Here is an 18,608-nt window from a genome sequence, read left to right as displayed (position 1 = left end):
TGTAAACACGGGGTGAGAATAAGCTAGGGTGTGCTATTGCCCGTAATGTTTCCGGTGGGCCGTCTCCCGTCAGGAGCGGCTGGAGTTGAAGCTGTAGGGATGGCCGGAAAGGAATCATGCAGGCAGTTGCGTTGATGTGATGCGGCAGTACGGCAGACGCAAGGCCGGAGCGCTTGCTCCGGAGATTCCGTTTTTAGTCTTCCGCATCAGTAACATTAGTGAAGAAGTCCAGTTCCTGGAGGGCTTTCCCGGTACCTTCCGCAACAGCGCTCAGAGGGTCTTCCGCAATGTGGATGGGCAGTCCCGTCTGTTCATGCAGGAGCTGATCCAGACCGCGCAGCAGAGCGCCTCCTCCAGCCAGAACAATCCCCCGGTCCACAAGGTCGGCGGCCAGTTCAGGGGGGCAGCGTTCCAAAGTCGTCCGCACGGCGTCAACAATCGTGTTGAGCTGTTCCGTGAGCGCTTCACGCACTTCTTCCGATCGAATCGTCACTGTCTTGGGCAGGCCCGCGACCAGGTCGCGGCCCTTGACCTCGATAGAGAGTTCCTGAGGCAGGGGATAGGCGGAGCCGATACGGATTTTGATGTCTTCGGCAGTACGTTCCCCGACCATGAGATTGTAGGTTCTCCTCATGTAGGAGATGATGGCGTCGTCCAGTTCATCCCCGGCGCAGCGGACGGAACGGCTGTAAACGATGCCGGAAAGGGAAATAAGCGCCACTTCCGTCGTGCCGCCGCCGATGTCCACAATCATGTTGCCCGCAGCTTCCTGAACCGGAAGGCCTACACCGATGGCGGCGGCCATGGGTTCTTCAATCAGATGCACGCGGCGGGCTCCGGCCGCTTCCGCGGATTCCTTGACGGCCCTGCGTTCCACTTCCGTAATGCCGGAGGGGATGGCGATGAGCACGCGCGGCTTAATCAGGTAGTACCTGGCCGTGGCTTTTTTGATGAAGTAGCGGAGCATTTCCTCCGTGATGTAGAAATCGGCGATGACGCCGTCCTTCAACGGCCGGATGGCCGTGACGGAGCCGGGGGTGCGGCCCAGCATGCGCTTGGCTTCGTCTCCCACGGCCAGAACCTTGTCCCCCTTGACGGCGACAACCGAAGGCTCGCGCAGAACGATGCCCTGGTCCTTGACGTTGACCAGGGTGTTGGCGGTGCCCAGGTCAATGCCAATGTCATAGGAGAAAAGTTTGACAATTTTCTGAAAGAAAGATGACATAAAAAACTAGTGGATAAAGGCATAGCCCTGAGACAGCCGGTGGAGGAACGCCTCGCTTTTTCCTTTTCACGGGACTGAAAACCTGGCACTCGGACCGGGGCTGCGGGATAATCCCGTACAGGGCGAGTCGACTATGAAAAAACATGCCTTCCAGGTCAAGCGGAAGATGCCGGATGACATATGTATTTGCATTATACGCAAGGATGTATTATATGAATGAAAGATGGCGCCGGGGGATCTCCGTATATTAATTTTGCATTCCCCTATTCCATGATGAAAGTCACTACCATTCTCATAACGGCGGCATGTCTGGCCGGCTCTTTTTCCCTTTATGCCGATGCGGTTTCCGATCAGGAGGAGGCCGCTTCATCTACGGGAGCCTATTCCGTGGCAGGGGCTCTTCGCCTGCCGGAAAACGTAACGAAAAGGGACGTTTACGGCATGAATGTGGGCTGGAAACTGTTTAAGGGAGAGAAGGAGCCGGAGGAAGCGGCCAGCCCGGATGTTGACGATTCCTCCTGGGAGTCCGTCAACCTCCCCAACGGCATTGAGCTTCTTCCGGAAGAGGCCAGCGGCTGTTCCAACTACCAGGGGCCGGTATGGTACCGGAAAACATTTATTCCTCCCTCCCGGCTGGAGGGGAGGAGAAACACCCTGTATTTTGAGGGCATCATGGGAAAGAGCGAGGTCTGGGTGAATGGGGAGAAGGCCGCGGAGCATTTCGGCGGATATCTTCCCGTGATTGTTAATCTGGACAAGTGGCTGAAACCGGGACAAAAGAATGTCATCGCCGTGAAGGCGGACAATTCCAACGACGCTTCCTATCCCCCCGGCAAACCCCAGGAGGGCCTGGATTTTTCCTATTTTGGCGGTATTTACCGGGATGTGTACCTCATTTCCACCGGACCCGTGTATATCACGGACCCGAACGAGGCCGGAACTGTGGCCGGGGGGGGAGTTTTTTTCCGGACGGAATTTCTTGATCCCCGTACCCGCAAGGGCAAGGTGGGGGTGAAGGTTCAGGTGGCCAACCAGACAGACAAGGAACGGAAGGTGCGTGTGCAGGCGGTGATGACGGACCCCAAGGGGGTGGATCCTGCCGGGGAGACGGTTCCGCTGACTATTCCTCCACATTCCACGGGTGAAGTGGATATTCCTCTTGTGCTTTCCAACGTGAAACCGTGGTCTCCGGACAATCCCGATTTGTACACGTTGAGCGTGGAAGTATGGGACGCTGCTGGAGGGGACCATTCCAAAAATCCGGCCCATTTGCTGGACAACCGTTCCATAAGGGTGGGTGTCCGGACGGTGGAAATTACGGAAAAGGGGCTGGTGCTCAATGGATCCCTGTTTCCTGAAAAGCTGATTGGCGGCAACAGGCACCAGGATTTTGCCCGGCTTGGGAATGCAGTGCCCAACAACCTGCAATGGCAGGATGCCGTGAAGTTGAGGAAGGCAGGCATGCGCGTGATCCGGAGCGCCCATTATCCGCAGGATCCGGCTTTCATGGACGCCTGCGACCGTCTGGGCCTTTTCGTCATCGTCGCCACGCCGGGCTGGCAGTTCTGGGGCAGCGGCCCTTTTGCGGATCGGGTGTATGACGATATCCGCCAGATGGTGCGCCGGGACAGGAACCATCCCTCCGTGATGATGTGGGAACCTATTTTGAATGAAACTCATTACCCGGCGGATTTCGCCAAAAAGGCCCGCGACCTGGTGCATGAGGAATATCCGTACAAGGGATGCTACACCGCTTGCGACGCGGTGGCTCAGGGCAGCCAGCATTATGAAGTTCTGTATGCCCACCCGGTTACGGGGGACAAACACTGGTCCATCAAGGAACGGAAGAACAGCAAACCGTATTTTACCCGTGAATTCGGTGATAACGTGGATACCTGGTCCGCCCACAACTCCACCTCCCGTGTAGCCCGTCACTGGGGTGAAGCTCCCATGATGGTGCAGGCCCTTCACTACCTCAAGACCTCGTTCCCATATACGACGTACGATACGCTGAACGCCGCTCCGGCCTATCATTTCGGCGGCTGCCTGTGGCATCCTTTCGACCATCAGCGCGGTTACCATCCGGATCCCTTCTACGGCGGTATTCTGGATGCTTTCAGGCAGCCCAAAACCTCCTATTACGCATTTATGTCCCAGCGTCCCCAGAAGACGCGCAACGGGTTGGGTTCCGGCCCTGTGGTGCACATCGCCAATGAATGCACTCCCTTTTCTCCGGAAGACGTGACGGTGTTTTCCAATTGTGATTCCGTTCGCCTGAGTGTCAACGGAGGGCCCCCGGTGGAAAAGAGGGTGGCGTCCTGTCCCGGAGGCCTCAAGCGCGTGCCCGTCGTGTTCCCTAAAGCCTGGGATTTCATGGAAAACAAGAAGCTTGCCCGAGCAGGCAAGGAGGGAGCGGTGAAACTGGTGGCGGAAGGCCTGATAGGCGGCAAGGTGGTGACCAGGCATGAAGTCCGCCCGGCCCGGAGGGCGGAGAAAATCCGGTTGACTCTGGACCGGGAAGATGGAGTGGATTTGTACGCCAACGGTTCCGATGTGTTTGCCGTGGTGGCGGAGGTTACGGATGGCCGCGGAACAGTGAAGCGCCTGAATGATGAGGAGATTGTCTTTTCCGTGGAAGGCCCCGCCGAGCTGCTGACGGATTCCCCGGACGGCACGCTGACCCAGTCCGTTAAATGGGGTTCCGCTCCGGCCCTGGTGCGCCTGGGGGCAACACCCGGCACGGTGACGGTGAGAGCCTCCGTGAAGCATCCCGGTTCTCAAAAGCCCGTTTCCGGCGTCATAAGGTTTGACACGAAGGCTCCCGGGTTGAAAATGCTCTTTACGGAAGACGCCGCAGGCAGCGCGAAGAAGGTTGCCGGTACGCCGTCTTCCTCCGAGGCTCCTGCCTCCGAACGGGAGAAATCCCTTCAGATGGAGCTGGAAAAAGTGCGCCATGAACTGAACAGGTTGCGCAATGAAAAAGTGAGCGCCCAGCAAACCCACTTCGAATAATCGGAATACGCCAATGATGCTAAAGGAAAAAATCGTCCGTTTCTGTTTGCTCCTGCTCCGGCTGGGGATGGGGGGCTTCTTCCTTTTTGTCGCGGCGCGCAAGCTGCTTCATCTGGACCAGCTTCAGGAGACGATCGACCGTTTCGCCATTTTCCCGGAGGCCTGGGGGCATCCTCTGGCCTGCCTGGGAGTGTCGTGCGAGATTGCGGTTGGCCTGGGGCTTCTGTTCCGCAGAACCTGCGCCGGGGCCGCGCTGCTGGGCAGTGCGCTTACGTTCACGTTCGTGGCGTTGTTCGTCCAGGGCTGGGCCAGGGGGCTTTCCCTTTCCTGCAACTGCATCGGTGTGGAGAGGGTGGTAACCAGCTATCCCTTTGAAGTGGCTTGGAGACTGGTCCTCTTTTTCCTCATGCTGATTCTCCTGTGGGATTCCTGCCGGAAGGGAAAAACGTACTTTAATGTGACCCGGCTGGATTTCAGTGAAATGTGACCGGGAGAAAGAGTTCCGGCCGGTTTCCGGCCTGTAATGGTTTCCGGGAAAATATTCCGGAAAAGGAAGCCAGGGGCCGGAAAACAGGAAGCACCGCCGGGAAGCGGAGAATGACCGTATGAGGACGCAGGATGCCTGCAGGGAGTAATTCCATCCCTGCCTCAAAGGGGAGATGCGGCCTGAATGCTGCCGCATGGGGGCGTGCCGGGGGAAATTGACGCCTTTGCGCGCCTTCCCCCGGCAGGACGGTTCATGTCCTCATTTTGTCAGCAATGCTGCCGTCCGTGCCGTATTACAGCTTGTGCCCGAAAGAGTCTCCCGGCATCAGGGATTTGACCAATTCCAGCAGCAGCTTGATTGTATTTTCCACATCTGTCAGAGAGGCCGTTTCCACCGGGGAGTGCATATAGCGCAGGGGGACGGACACCAGCGCGGAGGCTACGCCGTCGCGGGAGATGTAGATACTGTCCGTATCCGTTCCGGTGCGGCGTCCGGCGGCTTCATGCTGGAGGGGTATTTTGTTCTTGTCCGCCACGATTTCCAGACGGGCCACCAGATTGGGATGGTTGGCCGTGCCGTGGATGACCGCAGGGCCGCCGCCAAGCCTGATATCGCCAAATTTGCCCTTGTCCAGTCCGGGCGAGTCCGTGGCATGAGTCACGTCTATGCAGATAGCCGCATCCGGGCGCAGGCGGTGGGTAATCATTCCCGCGCCAATGCAGCCCACTTCTTCCTGCACGGCATTGACGAGCACCACGTTCCAGGAGACGGGCTTTTTCAGCTTGCACAGCTTGCGGGCTATTTCCGACAGGATGAAGCCGCTCAGCCGGTTGTCCAGAGCCCGGCATACCAGCTTGTTTTCATTCATCAGCATGGGGCCGTCGCAGTAAACGCCCACATGGCCCACGCGCAAACCGAGTTCCGCTACTTCCTTGTCGGAGGAGGCGCCTACATCAACGTAAATTTCCCAGATTTTGGGTTCCTTCTCTCCGGGTTCCCGCAAGTGGATGGCCGTGTTTCCGGTCACCCCCATCACTTCTCCCTGGGAACCCAGGAAGCGCACGCGGCGCCCCCGTGCGATGGCCGTATCCGTGCCGCCTACGCGTTCCACATACAGGAAGCCGTCCTTGGTGATATGGCGGATCATGAAGCCGATTTCATCCGCGTGGGCTTCAATCATCAATGTGGGGGCTTCTTCCGCGTCCGCGTGGAAGACGGCCCAGGTATTGCCGTAAGTGTCGCACTGGACGTCTTCCGTATATTTGCGCAGTTCGTCCGCCCAGATGCGCTGGGCATCTATTTCAAAGCCGGAAGGGCTGGGGGTTTCCAGAAGTTCCGTTAAGAATTCAAGGCTGTCGTCGCTAATCTTCATGGCTTTTGTATAGCACCGTTCCGGAATGCGCTCAACAGGAAAGCACGGCTCCTGCGGGGGAGCTTTTTTGAAGGTGGGGGATAAAAAGCCCCGACTGCACAGGGCGCAGACGGGGGCTGACCGGGGGCTAGGACTGTTTGTCCGGAGAGAGCCCCGCCAGGACGTCCTGCTTGTCCATGATATAACCGGTGTCCGGATCGTGGTACTGCGTGGAGTAAACGGATGTTCTGGCGCTCCCGTACGGGTCCGTTTCCTTCGCGACGGGGAGGCGGTTGACCAGGGAAGGGAAGCACTGCTCCACCAGTTCAAAGGCCGTGACGGGTTCCGGCACCAGATTCACGGAAAAGATGCCGCACTCCCATGCTTTTTCCACATCCCTGACCAGGCGGTGCATGGGATAAAGCTGGTGGCGTTCCAGCAGGGCTACGTCCAGCTCTTCCGTCCCTTCCGGAACTGCTGCCAGCAGATCCGCCACACTCATGCCTGCTCCCGTTCCGGTGACTTCCGGAAGGTAAACGTTCAGCACGCGGCCGAACCGGAGGTTGATGAAGTCTTTCAGCTCTACCAGAGCCGCCAGCCATTCGTCCTCCGTTTCTCGGAGCAAGGGAGAAAGTTCATTTCCCGTTTCCGGCTGGGTGTCAATGCTGGTGATGTAGGTCACCCGTTCCGCCTTCACCTCATGCAGGAGATCAATCAGGGTTTTAACCTGAGCCAGAAAGGGAGCCGTATTCCCCCGAATGGCCGTGCCCCCTTCCCGGAGGGAGGGACAGATAATGACGGCCTGCCCGAATTCCTTGCCGCGCAGCAGGGACAGGTTGGTTTCATCAATCAGGTAGTCAAAGTACCGTTTTGAGGACCAGAAAACGCCGAGGGCGCAAGAAGAACCGATGAGGGCCGTATCTGTCATGGAATGAATGCGGGGGGAGCGGTTAATGGGAAATGGACCTTTATTTCAGGGCGTCAAAGGCGGATTTGAAGAGGAAGTACCCCCAGCCCCAGTCTTCGTTGCCGGCCCAGTCCTTGTCATAGTGGTGGCGGGGCAGCAGAAAGCGTTCCGGATGGGGCATCAGACCCATGGCGCGCCCGGTGGAATCCTGGAGGCCGGCGATACTGCATTCGCAGCCGTCGCGGTTGTCTACGTACTGGAGAGCCACATTCCCGGAAGCCAGGTATTTTTCCGCATCTCCGGGACGGGTGACCAGGCGCCCTTCCGCATGGGCGGAGGGCAGTTCGAATTCATCCGGCAGGCCTTGAAGGAAGGGAGAGTTCCTGGCTACTTTCACCAGTTTAGCCCAGACGCATTCAAAGCGTTCCTTTTTGTTGTCAATCAGGCTGGAGTCGGGAAGAATGCCCAGCTTGGTGAGAATCTGGAACCCGTTGCAGATGCCCAGGAGCATGCCTCCTCCGGCATGGTGCCGCTGCAGGGCATCTCCCAGGAAGCGTTCCGTTTCCAACTGGGCCAGGCGGCCGCTGGTGACGTAGTCTCCGTAGCTGAAGCCGCCGCCCAGGACGACAAGCTGGGATTTTGCGACGTGTTCCGGCGTAGCCGTGGCGATGGGCTGGATCTGGGTGGAGAACCCTGCCGCGCGCAGGGCGCGTTCCGTTTCCACATCGCAGTTGGTGCCGGGGTATTTCAGTAAAAGTGCGTGAGGCATATTGGTAGAAATAAATCGATGGTTTGATAAGATGCCGGTTTCAGGAGGTCAATAATAGGGGGTAAGTCCGTCCTTCCAGAGTTTTTTGAGGTTGGCTATGTCGCAATCCAGCACCTTTTCTCCGCCGCAGCAGGTGGCCGTGAGACGCTTTTCCTCCGTAACACCGCCGATGCAGGCGCAGGGGAAGCCGTCCATAGCCGTTTCAAAATCCGCGGCGAATTCCGGATCCACCTCCACAAGGATGCGGCCCGTGCTTTCACTGAACAGAGGCACTGCGGGGGATTTCCAGCCGTTGACGGTCGGTACTTTCGTGAGATCCAGCCGAACGCCTCCCTTGCCGGAAAAGGCCATTTCCGCCGCCGTGACGGCCAGGCCGCCTTCGGAAACGTCATGGGCGGAGAGCACCAGACCGGAAGTCAGGGCGCCGTAGTAGGCTTTGTACAGTTCCATGTTCGCGGCGCAGTCCGTCTGGGGAACCTTGCCGTCTTCCACCCCGTGGGTGCGGGCGAAGACGGAACCGCCCATTTCATCTTCCGTATGGCCGATGAGGTACAGCAGGCTGTTGCTCCGCCTCAGGGAAGAACCGATGACGTGGTCCGGGTTTTCCACCACACCAAAGCCGGAGCAGAGGAAGGTGACGGGCACGTTGATAGGGCCGTCTTCCGTTTCAAAATAGTTGTAGAAGGAGTCCTTGCCGGAAATGAAGGGGGCATTGTACGCGTCCGCCGCCTTGGCGATGGCTTTCACGCATTCCACCAGGCGGCCGAGTTCCGCCGGATCTTCCGGATTACCCATGCAGAAGTTGTCCAGCAGGCCGATTTTGTCCGGGTTGGAGCCAACCAGGATGAGCTGGCGCACACATTCATCCACGGTGCCGGTACCCATGGCGTAGGGATCCGTTTTGCCCCATTCCGGAAGAATGGCGCAAGCCATGGCCATGCATTTGTCCGAGCCGTCGATATCCACCACGGAGCCGTCCTGCGGAGCGTCCGCCTGGGCGCCCGCCAGAGGCTTCAGGATGGTGTTGCCCTGCACCTCGTGGTCATACTCGCGGATGATGGGTTCCCGGGAAACGATGGCGAAATCCCCCATCACGGTTTCCAGGGATTTATTCAGATCCTTGTCCGGGAGGGGCTGGCCCGTGAGCGCCTTGCCGGGAGTGAATACGGATTCCAGCTTCTTGATGGGGGCGTCATGCAGCTTGGAGTTGTCCAGGCAGCAGACGAGTTCCCCCTTGTGCCAGACCTTCAGGATTCCCGTATCGTCGGAATGGCCTAGGACGGTCAGTTCCGTCTGGAAGGTGTCTGCCAGCTTCCGGAGTTCCGGAAGGTCTTTTTCCTCCACGGCCATAACCATGCGTTCCTGGGATTCCGACAGGAAGATTTCCCAGGAGATGAGGCCCGGTTCCTTGAGAGGGGCGTTGTCCAGGAAAATTTCACCGCCCGTGACGGAGAGCATTTCCCCGGCGGCGGAAGAGAAGCCGCCGGCGCCGCAGTCCGTAATAAAGACGATGAGGCCGCGTTCGCGCGCTTCCAGAATGAAGTCCAGCGTTTTCTTCTCTTCAATCGGGTTACCGATTTGCACGGCGGTGAAGTCTTCCTCATGGGAGGCTTCATCCAGAGCGGCGGAAGAGAACGTGGCTCCCTTGAGGCCGTCCCGTCCCGTGCGCCCGCCGATGACGATGACCTTGAGGCCGGGACGCATTTCCTTCAGGATGTCGCCGCGCGGAATCACGCCGGCGGTGCCGCAGAAGACGAGGGGGTTGTAAATGTACGTGGGGTCAAACTGGATGGCGCCGTTGACGGTGGGAATGCCCATGCGGTTGCCGTAGTCGCGCACGCCGCGCACCACGCCGCGCATGATGCCCAGGGGGTGGATGACGTCCGGGGCGGTGATGTCTGCCGGATTCGTGTCCGGAGCGCCGAAGCAGAAGACATCCAGGGAGGCGATGGGCTTGGCACCCTTGCCTGCGCCCAGGATGTCGCGGATAACGCCGCCCAGCCCGGTGTTGGCCCCCGCGTACGGTTCAATGGCGGAGGGGTGGTTGTGCGTTTCCGCCTTCAGGCAGACGGCCAGGTTGTCGTCCAGGGCGATGAAGCCGGCATTGTCGTCAAACGCGCTGAGCACGAAGCCCGGTTTGCGTTCCATGATCTTTTCGGAAGGCTTCTTGATGTAGGTCTTGAACAGGCTGTTCACCGTCTCCGGTGCGCCGCCGTTGACGCTGTGGCTGATGGAGGCGGAGAAGATGCGGTGTTTGCAGTGTTCCGACCACGTCTGGGCGATTACTTCCAGTTCCACGTCAGTGGGGTCGCGGTCGATTTCCCGGAAAATCTGCTGGACGACTTCCATGTCTTCACGGGACAGGGAAAGCTTCTGTTTCTTGCTGAGCTCAAGCAGTTCGTCGCTGCTCAGGTTCCTCACGGGAACGGTTCGGTAGGTTTTGGCGGACATGTGGATGGGAAAGGAAAAGGGTTAGGCGATGGTCCAGTTGTGAATGGCGGGGTTGCAGACGTCCTTGGCAAAGCGCGCCGCCAGGGTTTCCTTGTCTCCCTGGCCGAAGACGTACACGCGCTGGGTGATTTTCAGGCCGTCCATAGTAAAGCCCATATTCCGGCGCCCGCGGTAGTTTTGCAGGATGGCTTCTTTTTCCAGATCCAGGGCGCCGGCTTTCATGCCGTAGTCAATCGTGAACAGGGCGCCTTTCAGGATGGGAGCGTTCTGTTCCGTGCATTCCTGGGAAATGGGGTCCACCAGCACACTCAGGAGGTATTCGCGGGCTTTTTGTTCGTCCCCGGTGATTTCTACGGTGTAAACGCGGCTGCGGCGGAAAGTGAGGCCGGCGTTCAGGGGGGTATAGAGCAGGGCGTCCGCATTGGCGGCGGCCTGGAACCGGCTGATAACTTCAAAGTGGAGGGTCATATCGCTCAAGAGTGTGGTAAAATGAAAAATGGGGGCCGGCGGAAGACCGGCTCCCATGGGAAGGGGGAAGAGGCTCAAGCCTTGTTCTGGAGCCGGGAAAGGACTTCTTCGTAGGCTTCCATCACGTTGCCGAGGTCCTGGCGGAAGCGGTCCTTGTCCATCTTCTCGCCGGTTTTGATGTCCCACAGGCGGCAGGTATCCGGGGAAATTTCATCTGCCAGCACGATTTGGGAGGGATCTTCCGCCAAGCGGCCGAACTCGATTTTGAAGTCCACCAGCGTAAGGCCGACCTGTTTGAAAAAGTCAATCAGCACGTCATTCACGATGCGGGCCTGATTCTTCAGGAAGACGCATTCCTCTTCCGTAGCGGCGTTCATTTCCCGGGCGTAGTCATCATTAATGAAGGGGTCGCCCAGGCTGTCGTCCTTGTAGGAAAATTCCACGATCGGCTTCTTGAAGGGGGTGCCTTCCTTGACGCCCATGCGGCGGCTGAAGGAGCCGGCGGCGATGTTGCGCACGATCACTTCCAGAGGAAGGATGGAAACCTTTTTTACGTCAATGTTGATGTCGTCCACGTCCGCAACCAGGTGGGTTTTCACGCCCTTGCTTTCCAGCATGCGGTAGATGACCAGGGTGATGGCCTTATTCATCCTGCCCTTGTTTTCAAACTGGGCCTTCTTGGCTCCGTTTCCGGCAGTGGCGTCGTCCTTGTATTCCATGCGGAGGACGTTGGGATTGTCAGTCGTATAAAGGCGTTTGGCCTTCCCTTCGTAAATAGGTTCCATGATACGTGTTGCGCAGGGGTTGAATGCGTGCGGAGATGTTACGCCAGACGCTCCGCACGGTCAAGCCGCAACTGGATGAAGGAGGGGAGGGAAAAAGAAGCGAAACCCGAATGCGAAGTCGGAGCATGACGCGGACGGACGCTGTCTCCGTGGCGGCTTTGGAAAGCCGTTCGGGATGCCTCCGGACGGAAGAGGGAAATTAGTCTTGATACCGGTAGGGGGGGGCGTATCATGTGCTTTAGTATGCACGCCGACTTGGAGAAATTATTGTCTCTGGGGAAAATTACCCCCTCTCTCGCCGAAAAACTTGATCGCATCGCACCTGGCCGTTACTGCTTCCATGCTTCCTGGGGCGCCGGAAAAGTCATTTCCTGGAATCTCCCCGCCAAAAAGCTGGTCATTGATTTTGAGGAAAATCCGGAACACGAAGTTGCCCTGGAATTCGCTCCCAGAATTTTGGAGTTCATCAGTGACGACCATTTCCTGGCCAAGCGGTATGAAGATACCGAATCCCTGATCAACCTGTCCGTGGATGACCCGGTGGAACTGGTGCGCGTTACCTTGCAGGGCTACGGTAATTCCCTTACTCCGGAGAAGCTGGAAGCCGCGCTGAAAGGCACCGTAATTGCGGCGGACAAGTGGAAAAACTGGTGGGACAAGGTGCGCGCCATGCTCCGTTCCAATGTCCAGTTCATGATGCCCACCCGCAAGGGCGAACGCATCACGCTTCGCGCGAATATCCTTTCCCGCGCGCAGGCGGCCCTGGAAGATTACAATAAGGCCGCCGACCTGAAAGCCAAGGTGCGTGTGCTGGACGGCATCAAAATGGAAGCGGTCATGGCAGAGCCGGATGCCGTCAATGCCCTGATTCGTGCCGTGGATGCTGATGTGCGCAACGGCGGCAGCCTGGCTCTCCAGCAGGTGCTGGAGCTGGCCGTGCTCAGGGATGACCTGATTGCCTCCCTTAAAAATACGGAGGCGGCCAAGGAAGCTTATCCCCTTCGTTCCATCGTGGAAGCCAATATCGGCGATGTGGGCCGCTTCGCGGAAGTGCTCAATTCCATGCCTGCCGTGCGGCAGAAGCGCGTGTATGCCACGCTGCCCGCCATCTTTGGGGAGGATTGGCCGCAGAAGGCGCTGGAGCTTTTTGATGCAGGCGGCGCCCGCGCCGTGGGGGAAATCGCCAAATTCCTGATAGAAGAAGGGCAGGACAAGGTACTGGTCAAGCATTTGAAGCATGAATTGCTGCGCCAGACCCTTCCGGCGGAGTCCCTCATCTGGATATGCCGCCAGCGGCATGACGCTTCCAAGCCTCTTTTTGGCCTCCCTGTGGGCATTGCGATGCTTTCCCTGATTGAACAGGACCACATGGACGGCGGCCCCAACCGCATGCTGCGCCTGAAGAACCTGTTCATGGAGGATAAGAGCATCATCCAGGAAATGATCAAGGGGCAGGATGTGGCGGAAGTCCGCCAGTTTGCCAAGATGCTGTACAACACCTCCGCTTTCTCCGAACAGGACCGCGGCGCGCTGATGGCCCGCATCATCAGCGTATTCCCGGACCTGCACGCCATTGTGCTGGACGCCCTGGTGGACAACTCCGACAAACCGGAACCGATTTTCGTTTCCTGGGAAAGCCTGGAGGCCCGCAAGAAGGAGCTGGAAGAACTGGTAAACGTGAAAATTCCGGAAAACCTGCATAACAAGAAGATTTCCCGTGCGGAGGGGGATCTCCGCGAAAACGGCGGCTACCAGGATGCCAAGGAAGTGGAGAAGGTGCTCAACCGCCGCCGGGCGGAACTGGAACATGCGCTGGCCCTGGCCCGCGGCACGGACTTTGCCGTGACGGATACCTCCCGCGCCGCCATGGGAACGAAGGTGACTCTTCAGCCGTTGAATGGCGGGGAGCCCGTGGTGTACACCATTCTGGGCGCGTGGGACACAAATCCGGAAAAGCATATCGTCTCCTATCTTTCCCAGGTCGGCAAGGAGCTGACGGGCAAAAGCGTAGGGGACCAGGTGAAGATTGTCCCGATGGACGGCGACAAAAAAAAGGTGTATACTATTACGAAGATTGAAGCCGCTTTCTAAAGGAGCCGCTTCCCTTGTCGCCAAGGTCTTTAAAACCGCCCCTTTTTTCGGAAAGGGGCGGTTTTTCATTGTTGATGGGCCGGACCCTCGTTATTTTGCGGGTTTAGGGTGCATCGCATCGTCGATAGAGGCGGCGCTTGATCATGGCCGCCCCGCATATTTATCGGCGCCATGAAGGAAACCTGAAATTATCCGTTCCGGCAGCTGAGATGAAAACGGGCTGCTTGCAACCGGGGCTTTTGCGGCCTGAGTCCCATCCGGGTCCGGTTCGGACAATGGAGCTGATGTGCGGAGGTCTTGTATTTAGAGAAATCCGGACGGGAAACGAACGGAATTTTCACAGGAAAGGATATAGTTCCTGCGTTACGGATACTGGTGTTTCGTGAAAACGGCCTTGCCTTTTTCCTGGCAACCGGGGAGGCATGAAAAAGGGGCTGTCCCGGCGGATGCGGAACAGCCCCTGAAAGGAGATGAGGGGAAATATTCCCTGTTTATTTGGCCAGAACCTTGTGGACGGCGGCAACGACGTTGTCCACATTCATGCCGAGTTCTTCCAGCACCTGTGTTCCGGGAGCGGAGAAGCCGAAACGGTTGATGCCCACGGCTTCCCCCTGGCAGCCCAGATATTTCCACCAGAGGTCCGTGACTCCGGCTTCTACGGAAACTCTCCTCATGCAGGAGGAGGGAAGCACGCTTTCCCGGTATTCGGCAGGCTGCGCGTCAAAGCGGCAGAAGCTTGGCATGGAGACGACCCGGATTCCTTCCCCTGTTTTTTCCGCCGCTTTCAGAGCCAGTTCCAGTTCGGAACCGCTGGCAAGAATAATGGCTTTCAAGGCTCCCTGTTCTTTCCGGGCGATGTAGGCGCCTTTCAGCACGCCTTCCCGGCGCGTTTCAACGGGGATTCCGTTCAGCGTAGCCACTTTCTGACGGGTCAGGATGAGGGCGGTAGGGCCGTCGGCACGCTGCATGGCGGCCATCCAGGCTCCTGCGGTTTCTTCCGGGTCCGCCGGGCGGATGACATCCAGGTTCGGAATGACACGGAGGCCGGAAATTGTTTCCACCGGCTGGTGGGTGGGGCCGTCTTCTCCCACGGCTACGGAGTCATGCGTCAGAATATAGGTGACGGGGAGTCCGCTGAGGGCGGCTACACGGATGGAGGCGCGCATGTAGTCTACGAAGACGCAGAAAGTGGCGGCGCTTACGCGGAACAGGCCGTCGTAGGCAATGCCGTTGCAGATGGCGGCCATGGCGTGTTCGCGGATGCCGAACCAGAAGTTGCGCCCTTCCGGGGTTTCCGCAGAGAAGTCTCCTGCGCCGGAAAGGTAGTTTTTATTGGAGCTGTAAAGGTCTGCGCTGGTGGTCAGGAAGCAGGGATTCGCTTTAGCGATGGCGTTGATGGCAACGGCTCCGGCCGAACGGGTAGCATCGCCATAGTCCTGCGGGAAGGGCGGTATTGCCTTGTCCGAGTCTGCCGGATTGACGCCGCAGGAGCAGGCGTTGATGCCTGCGTCCAGTTCCTCTGCCAGTTCCGGATAAGCCCGGCGCCATTGTTCATACATGGCGTTCCAGGCATTGAAATCTTTTTCCCGTTGGGCTTTCAGGTTTGCGAAAGCGGTACGGACGTCTTCGGAGACGTAATAGCGTTCTCCGGCGGGAATTCCCCAGTTGGCGTGCGCTTCTTCCTGAAGCTTGGCTCCGCCTTCCCCATGGCCTTTTGTGGTGCCTTCAATGCCGGGAATGCCCTTGCCGATGACCGTTTTGGCAATGATGAGCTGGGGTTTCCCGTTTTTGGCGTTTTTGGCGGCTTCAACCGCTGACTCAATGGCCCTGATATCGTGCCCGTCAATCTGGCGCACATCCCAGCCCAGGGCTTCGTATACGGCGCGCGGATCTGTGAGCTGGGTGCGTTCCGCGGGAGCGTCCAGCGTGATGTCGTTGGAATCGTAAATGAGAATAAGGTTATCCAGCTTGAGCACGGCGGCCAGGGCGAGGGATTCCCGGGCGACGCCTTCCTGCAGGCAGCCGTCTCCCGTGAGGCAGAAGACGTGCTGGGTGAAGATATCCATGCCGGGCCTGTTGAACCGGGCAGCCGCGCGCCTGGCGGAGAGGGCGAAGCCTACGGCGTTCGCAATGCCCTGGCCCAACGGTCCCGTGGTGCATTCTACACCCTCCGTATCCCGGAATTCCGGGTGGCCGGGCGTGATGGAACCTTTGCGGCGGAAATTCTTGATATCTTCAATGCCGATGTTGAATCCTGACAGGTGGAGCCAGCCGTAAAGAAACATGGAGCCGTGTCCGGCGGAAAGAATGAAGCGGTCACGGTTGAGCCAGCGGGGCTGCGAAGGGCAGATGTTGAGCAAATCGCCGAACAGGACGGCCCCGATTTCGGCGCACCCCAGCGGCAGGCCCAGGTGGCCGGATGCGCAGTCGTGAACGGCATCCATGGCGAGTCCCCGCGCCTGGTTGGCGGCTTTTTGGAGAAGGTCAAGATTCATGCCCGGGCAATATGAGCGGATCAGCTTCATATTGGAAGCCTAAAATGCGTCTCCGGCACCAGTTCCGGACCGGGGAAAAGCATTGAAGATGGAAGCGCCGCGCATGCCGTTCCCGGTTTTGCGGCACGCTCACCGGCATGCATGGAGCTTTAGGGAATAAAGCCGGGGGGAAACATGTCGCACGGCCTGCTCCAGTCCTTTTCCCCGGTGTTGTCCTCCCCTGGTTTTCATGGCTGTCCAGATATTGGCCGGGATGGCGGATTTTATCCGCGCCGGAGCCGGTCGGGCGGAGGGAATTATCTTTTTTATCCTTATGGAGTAAGAAGGGGGAATTCCTTCCATTTTTTACGGCCGGCGCTTTCACGGGGTAGCGCGGAAAGGACGCGTTTTCTGCTTTCTGTGGAAAAAGGGATTGTTGTATCATGAACGGCGGAGATACATGAAAATCGTAATTAAAGTAGGTACGGGCGTGTTAACCCGTGAGAATGGGACATTGGACGGTTCTTCCATTGTGCATTTGGTGAGCGTCCTGGCGGGACTCATGCAGCAGGGCCACCAGGTGGTTCTGGTCAGCTCCGGCGCTGTAGGGGCCGGCGTGTCCGTCCTGGGGCTTCCGTCCTATCCTCAGGAACTGTCCTTGAAACAGGCGTGCGCGGCCGTGGGGCAGACGCGGCTGATGCAGGCATATGAAAATCTTTTCAACCACTTTAACGTGGATGTGGCCCAGCTCCTGCTGACGGCGGAGGATTTGAAACTCCGCCGCCGCAACGTGCAGGCCACGGTGTTGCGCCTATTTGAGCACGGAGGCATTATCCCGATTATCAATGAGAATGATACCGTATCCGTGGAGGAGCTGAAGTTTGGGGACAACGATATCCTGTCCGTGCATATGGCCCGCCTGGTGGAGGCCGACGCTCTGTTTATCCTGACGAGCGTGGACGGCCTGTATCCCCCCGGAGGAAGGCGGGAGGCCATCATTTCCCGGGTGGAGGATGTGGATGCCGTACTGGCATTCGCTGAGGAGGACCGGGGCCGCTTTTCCATGGGAGGCATGGGCGCCAAATTGCAGGCCATACGGGAAGCCGTGAATGCGGGAACGGGCGTTTACATGCTGCATGGCCGCCATCCGGAACGCATTGCGCTGCTGCTGGAGGGAAGGGAGGAAGGAGCCGGAACGTATTTTGTGCCGAAAGGAGGAAGTCATGAAGATGGAAAATCCTCTTGAACCGGCGGGGCGGGCCGCTCTGGCGGCTTCACGGGAGATGCTTGCCCTGGAGCCGGAAGAGAAGGCTCAGGCCCTGCGGCTGATGGCCGCAGGAGTGCGGAACGCCGCAGAGAAAATTATCCGGGAGAATGTCCTTGATATGGAAGAGGCCCGGAAGAGTGGCCGGAATTCCGCGTTTCTGGACAGGCTTCTGCTGACGCCGGACCGGGTAGAACACATGGCCTGCGGCATAGAGCAGGTAGCAGCCCTTCCCGACCCCGTGGGAGAGTGCATCCGGGAATGGACACGCCCCAACGGCCTGCGTATCCGCCAGGTGCGCGTTCCCCTGGGGGTCATTGGCTTTATTTATGAGAGCCGAGGGACCGTCACCTGCGATGCCGCCGCCTTGTGCCTGAAGTCCGGGAATGCCGTCATTCTGCGCGGCGGGAGCGAGTCCCTGCGGACCAACCGGGTGTTGGCGGAGACTCTTCGCAGCGCGCTGGAGAAATCCGCTGTTCCCGCGGATGCCGTGCGGCTTCTGGATTCCGGCAGCCGGGATGAGGTGCGGCAGTTGTGCGAGCTGGATTCCTGCTTGAATGTAATTATTCCCAGGGGAGGGAAAGGGTTGATCCGCGCCGTGACGGAGTTCTCCAAAGTTCCCGTGTTGAAACATCTGGACGGCATTTGCCATGTGTATGTGGATGCGGCGGCGGATTTAGAGATGGCCGTGAACGTGCTGGACGATGCCAAAACGCAGAGGCCCGGCGTTTGCAACGCGGCGGAAACCCTGCTGGTGGATGCTGCCGCGGCAGAGCGGTTTTTGCCTATGGCGGCGGAACGCATGCGCATGCGTGGCGTGGAATGCCGCGTGTGTGAACGGAGCCGCCCGTTTTTTGGTCAGGAGGCCGTTCCGGCGGAAGAAAGGGATTGGTCCACGGAATATGAAGACCTCATTTTGTCCGTCAAGGTGGTGGACGGCGTCCGGGATGCAGTGGAACACATTAACCGCTACGGGTCCCACCACAGTGATTCCATCATTACGGAGGATAAACGGGCACGCGATTATTTTATGAACCGGGTGGACAGCGCCTGCGTTTACCATAATTGCTCCACGCGGTTCAGCGACGGGGAGGAATTCGGCTTTGGGGCGGAGATAGGCATCGGCACGGACAAGTTTCATGCCCGGGGTCCCATGGCTCTGCGCGAACTGACTTCCTACAAGTATGTTATTGAAGGAAACGGGCAGCTGAAGGAGCCGTCCCGGATTCCGGGGGAAAGCCGTGCCTGAACAGGCGCGGCCCGTCAGATTGGCCAATCAGGATTCGGGTTTGCTTCAAGTATTGAAAATCAGCATTTTATAAAT

The 18,608-nt window shown here is 58.4% G+C and carries 13 protein-coding genes; 5 read left to right on the top strand and 8 right to left on the bottom strand.

What is annotated here, in order from left to right:
* Positions 1–193: 193 nt before the first annotated feature.
* Entirely contained in the window at positions 194–1,225 is a 1,032-nt protein-coding gene (locus tag AMUC_RS02955) for a rod shape-determining protein (RefSeq protein ID WP_012419593.1), read from the bottom strand.
* A 270-nt stretch (positions 1,226–1,495) separates the two neighbouring features.
* Between AMUC_RS02955 and AMUC_RS02950 the strand changes: the two genes are divergently transcribed.
* Together AMUC_RS02950 and AMUC_RS02945 are read left to right on the top strand one after the other, a co-directional pair.
* Entirely contained in the window at positions 1,496–4,237 is a 2,742-nt protein-coding gene (locus AMUC_RS02950) for a glycoside hydrolase family 2 protein (protein WP_012419592.1), read from the top strand.
* Between the two features lie 13 nt (positions 4,238–4,250).
* Positions 4,251–4,724: a MauE/DoxX family redox-associated membrane protein gene (locus AMUC_RS02945; RefSeq protein ID WP_012419591.1), complete on the top strand. Its 474-nt coding sequence runs from the start codon at positions 4,251–4,253 to the stop codon at positions 4,722–4,724.
* Between the two features lie 292 nt (positions 4,725–5,016).
* Here the strand turns inward: AMUC_RS02945 and AMUC_RS02940 are convergent, their stop codons facing one another.
* The 6 genes from AMUC_RS02940 to purC all read right to left on the bottom strand — a co-directional run bounded on the left by AMUC_RS02940 (position 5,017) and on the right by purC (position 11,455).
* Positions 5,017–6,096 carry a M42 family metallopeptidase gene (locus tag AMUC_RS02940; protein ID WP_012419590.1) on the bottom strand — a complete coding sequence of 360 codons (1,080 nt, stop codon included), beginning with the start codon at positions 6,094–6,096 and terminating at the stop codon, positions 5,017–5,019.
* A 127-nt stretch (positions 6,097–6,223) separates the two neighbouring features.
* Positions 6,224–7,003, bottom strand: coding sequence for a hypothetical protein (locus tag AMUC_RS02935; protein ID WP_012419589.1), 780 nt, complete (start codon positions 7,001–7,003; stop codon positions 6,224–6,226).
* A 40-nt stretch (positions 7,004–7,043) separates the two neighbouring features.
* Complete coding sequence (locus tag AMUC_RS02930) at positions 7,044–7,751, bottom strand: phosphoribosylformylglycinamidine synthase subunit PurQ (RefSeq protein ID WP_012419588.1); 708 nt, start codon at positions 7,749–7,751, stop codon at positions 7,044–7,046.
* A 48-nt stretch (positions 7,752–7,799) separates the two neighbouring features.
* A complete protein-coding gene (purL, locus tag AMUC_RS02925; protein WP_012419587.1) occupies positions 7,800–10,202 on the bottom strand; it encodes a phosphoribosylformylglycinamidine synthase subunit PurL in 2,403 nt (800 codons plus the stop codon).
* Positions 10,203–10,223: 21 nt separating this feature from the next.
* A complete protein-coding gene (locus tag AMUC_RS02920; RefSeq protein ID WP_143245905.1) occupies positions 10,224–10,679 on the bottom strand; it encodes a hypothetical protein in 456 nt (151 codons plus the stop codon).
* A gap of 65 nt (positions 10,680–10,744) precedes the next feature.
* Complete coding sequence (gene purC / locus AMUC_RS02915; protein WP_012419585.1) at positions 10,745–11,455, bottom strand: phosphoribosylaminoimidazolesuccinocarboxamide synthase; 711 nt, start codon at positions 11,453–11,455, stop codon at positions 10,745–10,747.
* A gap of 243 nt (positions 11,456–11,698) precedes the next feature.
* Here purC and AMUC_RS02910 point away from each other — a divergent pair, with 243 nt between their 5' ends.
* A complete protein-coding gene (locus AMUC_RS02910) occupies positions 11,699–13,546 on the top strand; it encodes a GreA/GreB family elongation factor (protein WP_012419584.1) in 1,848 nt (615 codons plus the stop codon).
* A gap of 491 nt (positions 13,547–14,037) precedes the next feature.
* On the opposite strand, the gene tkt is transcribed toward AMUC_RS02910, so the two are convergent.
* Positions 14,038–16,041 carry a transketolase gene (gene tkt / locus AMUC_RS02905; protein WP_042447629.1) on the bottom strand — a complete coding sequence of 668 codons (2,004 nt, stop codon included), beginning with the start codon at positions 16,039–16,041 and terminating at the stop codon, positions 14,038–14,040.
* A gap of 439 nt (positions 16,042–16,480) precedes the next feature.
* Between tkt and proB the strand changes: the two genes are divergently transcribed.
* Together proB and AMUC_RS02890 are read left to right on the top strand one after the other, a co-directional pair.
* Positions 16,481–17,266, top strand: a complete 786-nt coding sequence (gene proB, locus AMUC_RS02895; RefSeq protein WP_012419582.1) for a glutamate 5-kinase — start codon at positions 16,481–16,483, stop codon at positions 17,264–17,266.
* Positions 17,250–18,533, top strand: coding sequence for a glutamate-5-semialdehyde dehydrogenase (locus AMUC_RS02890; RefSeq protein WP_233420565.1), 1,284 nt, complete (start codon positions 17,250–17,252; stop codon positions 18,531–18,533). Before proB ends, AMUC_RS02890 begins: the two co-directional genes overlap by 17 nt.
* Positions 18,534–18,608: the final 75 nt, after the last annotated feature.

The organism is Akkermansia muciniphila ATCC BAA-835 (assembly GCF_000020225.1).
GTDB classification, from domain to species: Bacteria; Verrucomicrobiota; Verrucomicrobiia; order Verrucomicrobiales; family Akkermansiaceae; genus Akkermansia; species Akkermansia muciniphila.
The sequence above is the reverse complement of the archived record's forward strand: the minus strand, read 5'-3'. Positions and strand labels throughout refer to the sequence as shown.

Bases quoted from the DNA above. Each gene is read 5' to 3' on its own strand.
- purC (WP_012419585.1), bottom strand. From the start codon at position 11,455: ATGGAACCTATTTACGAAGGGAAGGCCAAACGCCTTTATACGACTGAC.
- AMUC_RS02890 (WP_233420565.1), top strand. From the start codon at position 17,250: ATGGAAAATCCTCTTGAACCGGCGGGGCGGGCCGCTCTGGCGGCTTCA.
- tkt (WP_042447629.1), bottom strand. From the start codon at position 16,041: ATGAATCTTGACCTTCTCCAAAAAGCCGCCAACCAGGCGCGGGGACTC.
- AMUC_RS02940 (WP_012419590.1), bottom strand. From the start codon at position 6,096: ATGAAGATTAGCGACGACAGCCTTGAATTCTTAACGGAACTTCTGGAA.
- AMUC_RS02955 (WP_012419593.1), bottom strand. From the start codon at position 1,225: ATGTCATCTTTCTTTCAGAAAATTGTCAAACTTTTCTCCTATGACATT.
- purL (WP_012419587.1), bottom strand. From the start codon at position 10,202: ATGTCCGCCAAAACCTACCGAACCGTTCCCGTGAGGAACCTGAGCAGC.
- AMUC_RS02945 (WP_012419591.1), top strand. From the start codon at position 4,251: ATGATGCTAAAGGAAAAAATCGTCCGTTTCTGTTTGCTCCTGCTCCGG.
- AMUC_RS02950 (WP_012419592.1), top strand. From the start codon at position 1,496: ATGATGAAAGTCACTACCATTCTCATAACGGCGGCATGTCTGGCCGGC.
- proB (WP_012419582.1), top strand. From the start codon at position 16,481: ATGAAAATCGTAATTAAAGTAGGTACGGGCGTGTTAACCCGTGAGAAT.
- AMUC_RS02935 (WP_012419589.1), bottom strand. From the start codon at position 7,003: ATGACAGATACGGCCCTCATCGGTTCTTCTTGCGCCCTCGGCGTTTTC.
- AMUC_RS02910 (WP_012419584.1), top strand. From the start codon at position 11,699: ATGCACGCCGACTTGGAGAAATTATTGTCTCTGGGGAAAATTACCCCC.
- AMUC_RS02930 (WP_012419588.1), bottom strand. From the start codon at position 7,751: ATGCCTCACGCACTTTTACTGAAATACCCCGGCACCAACTGCGATGTG.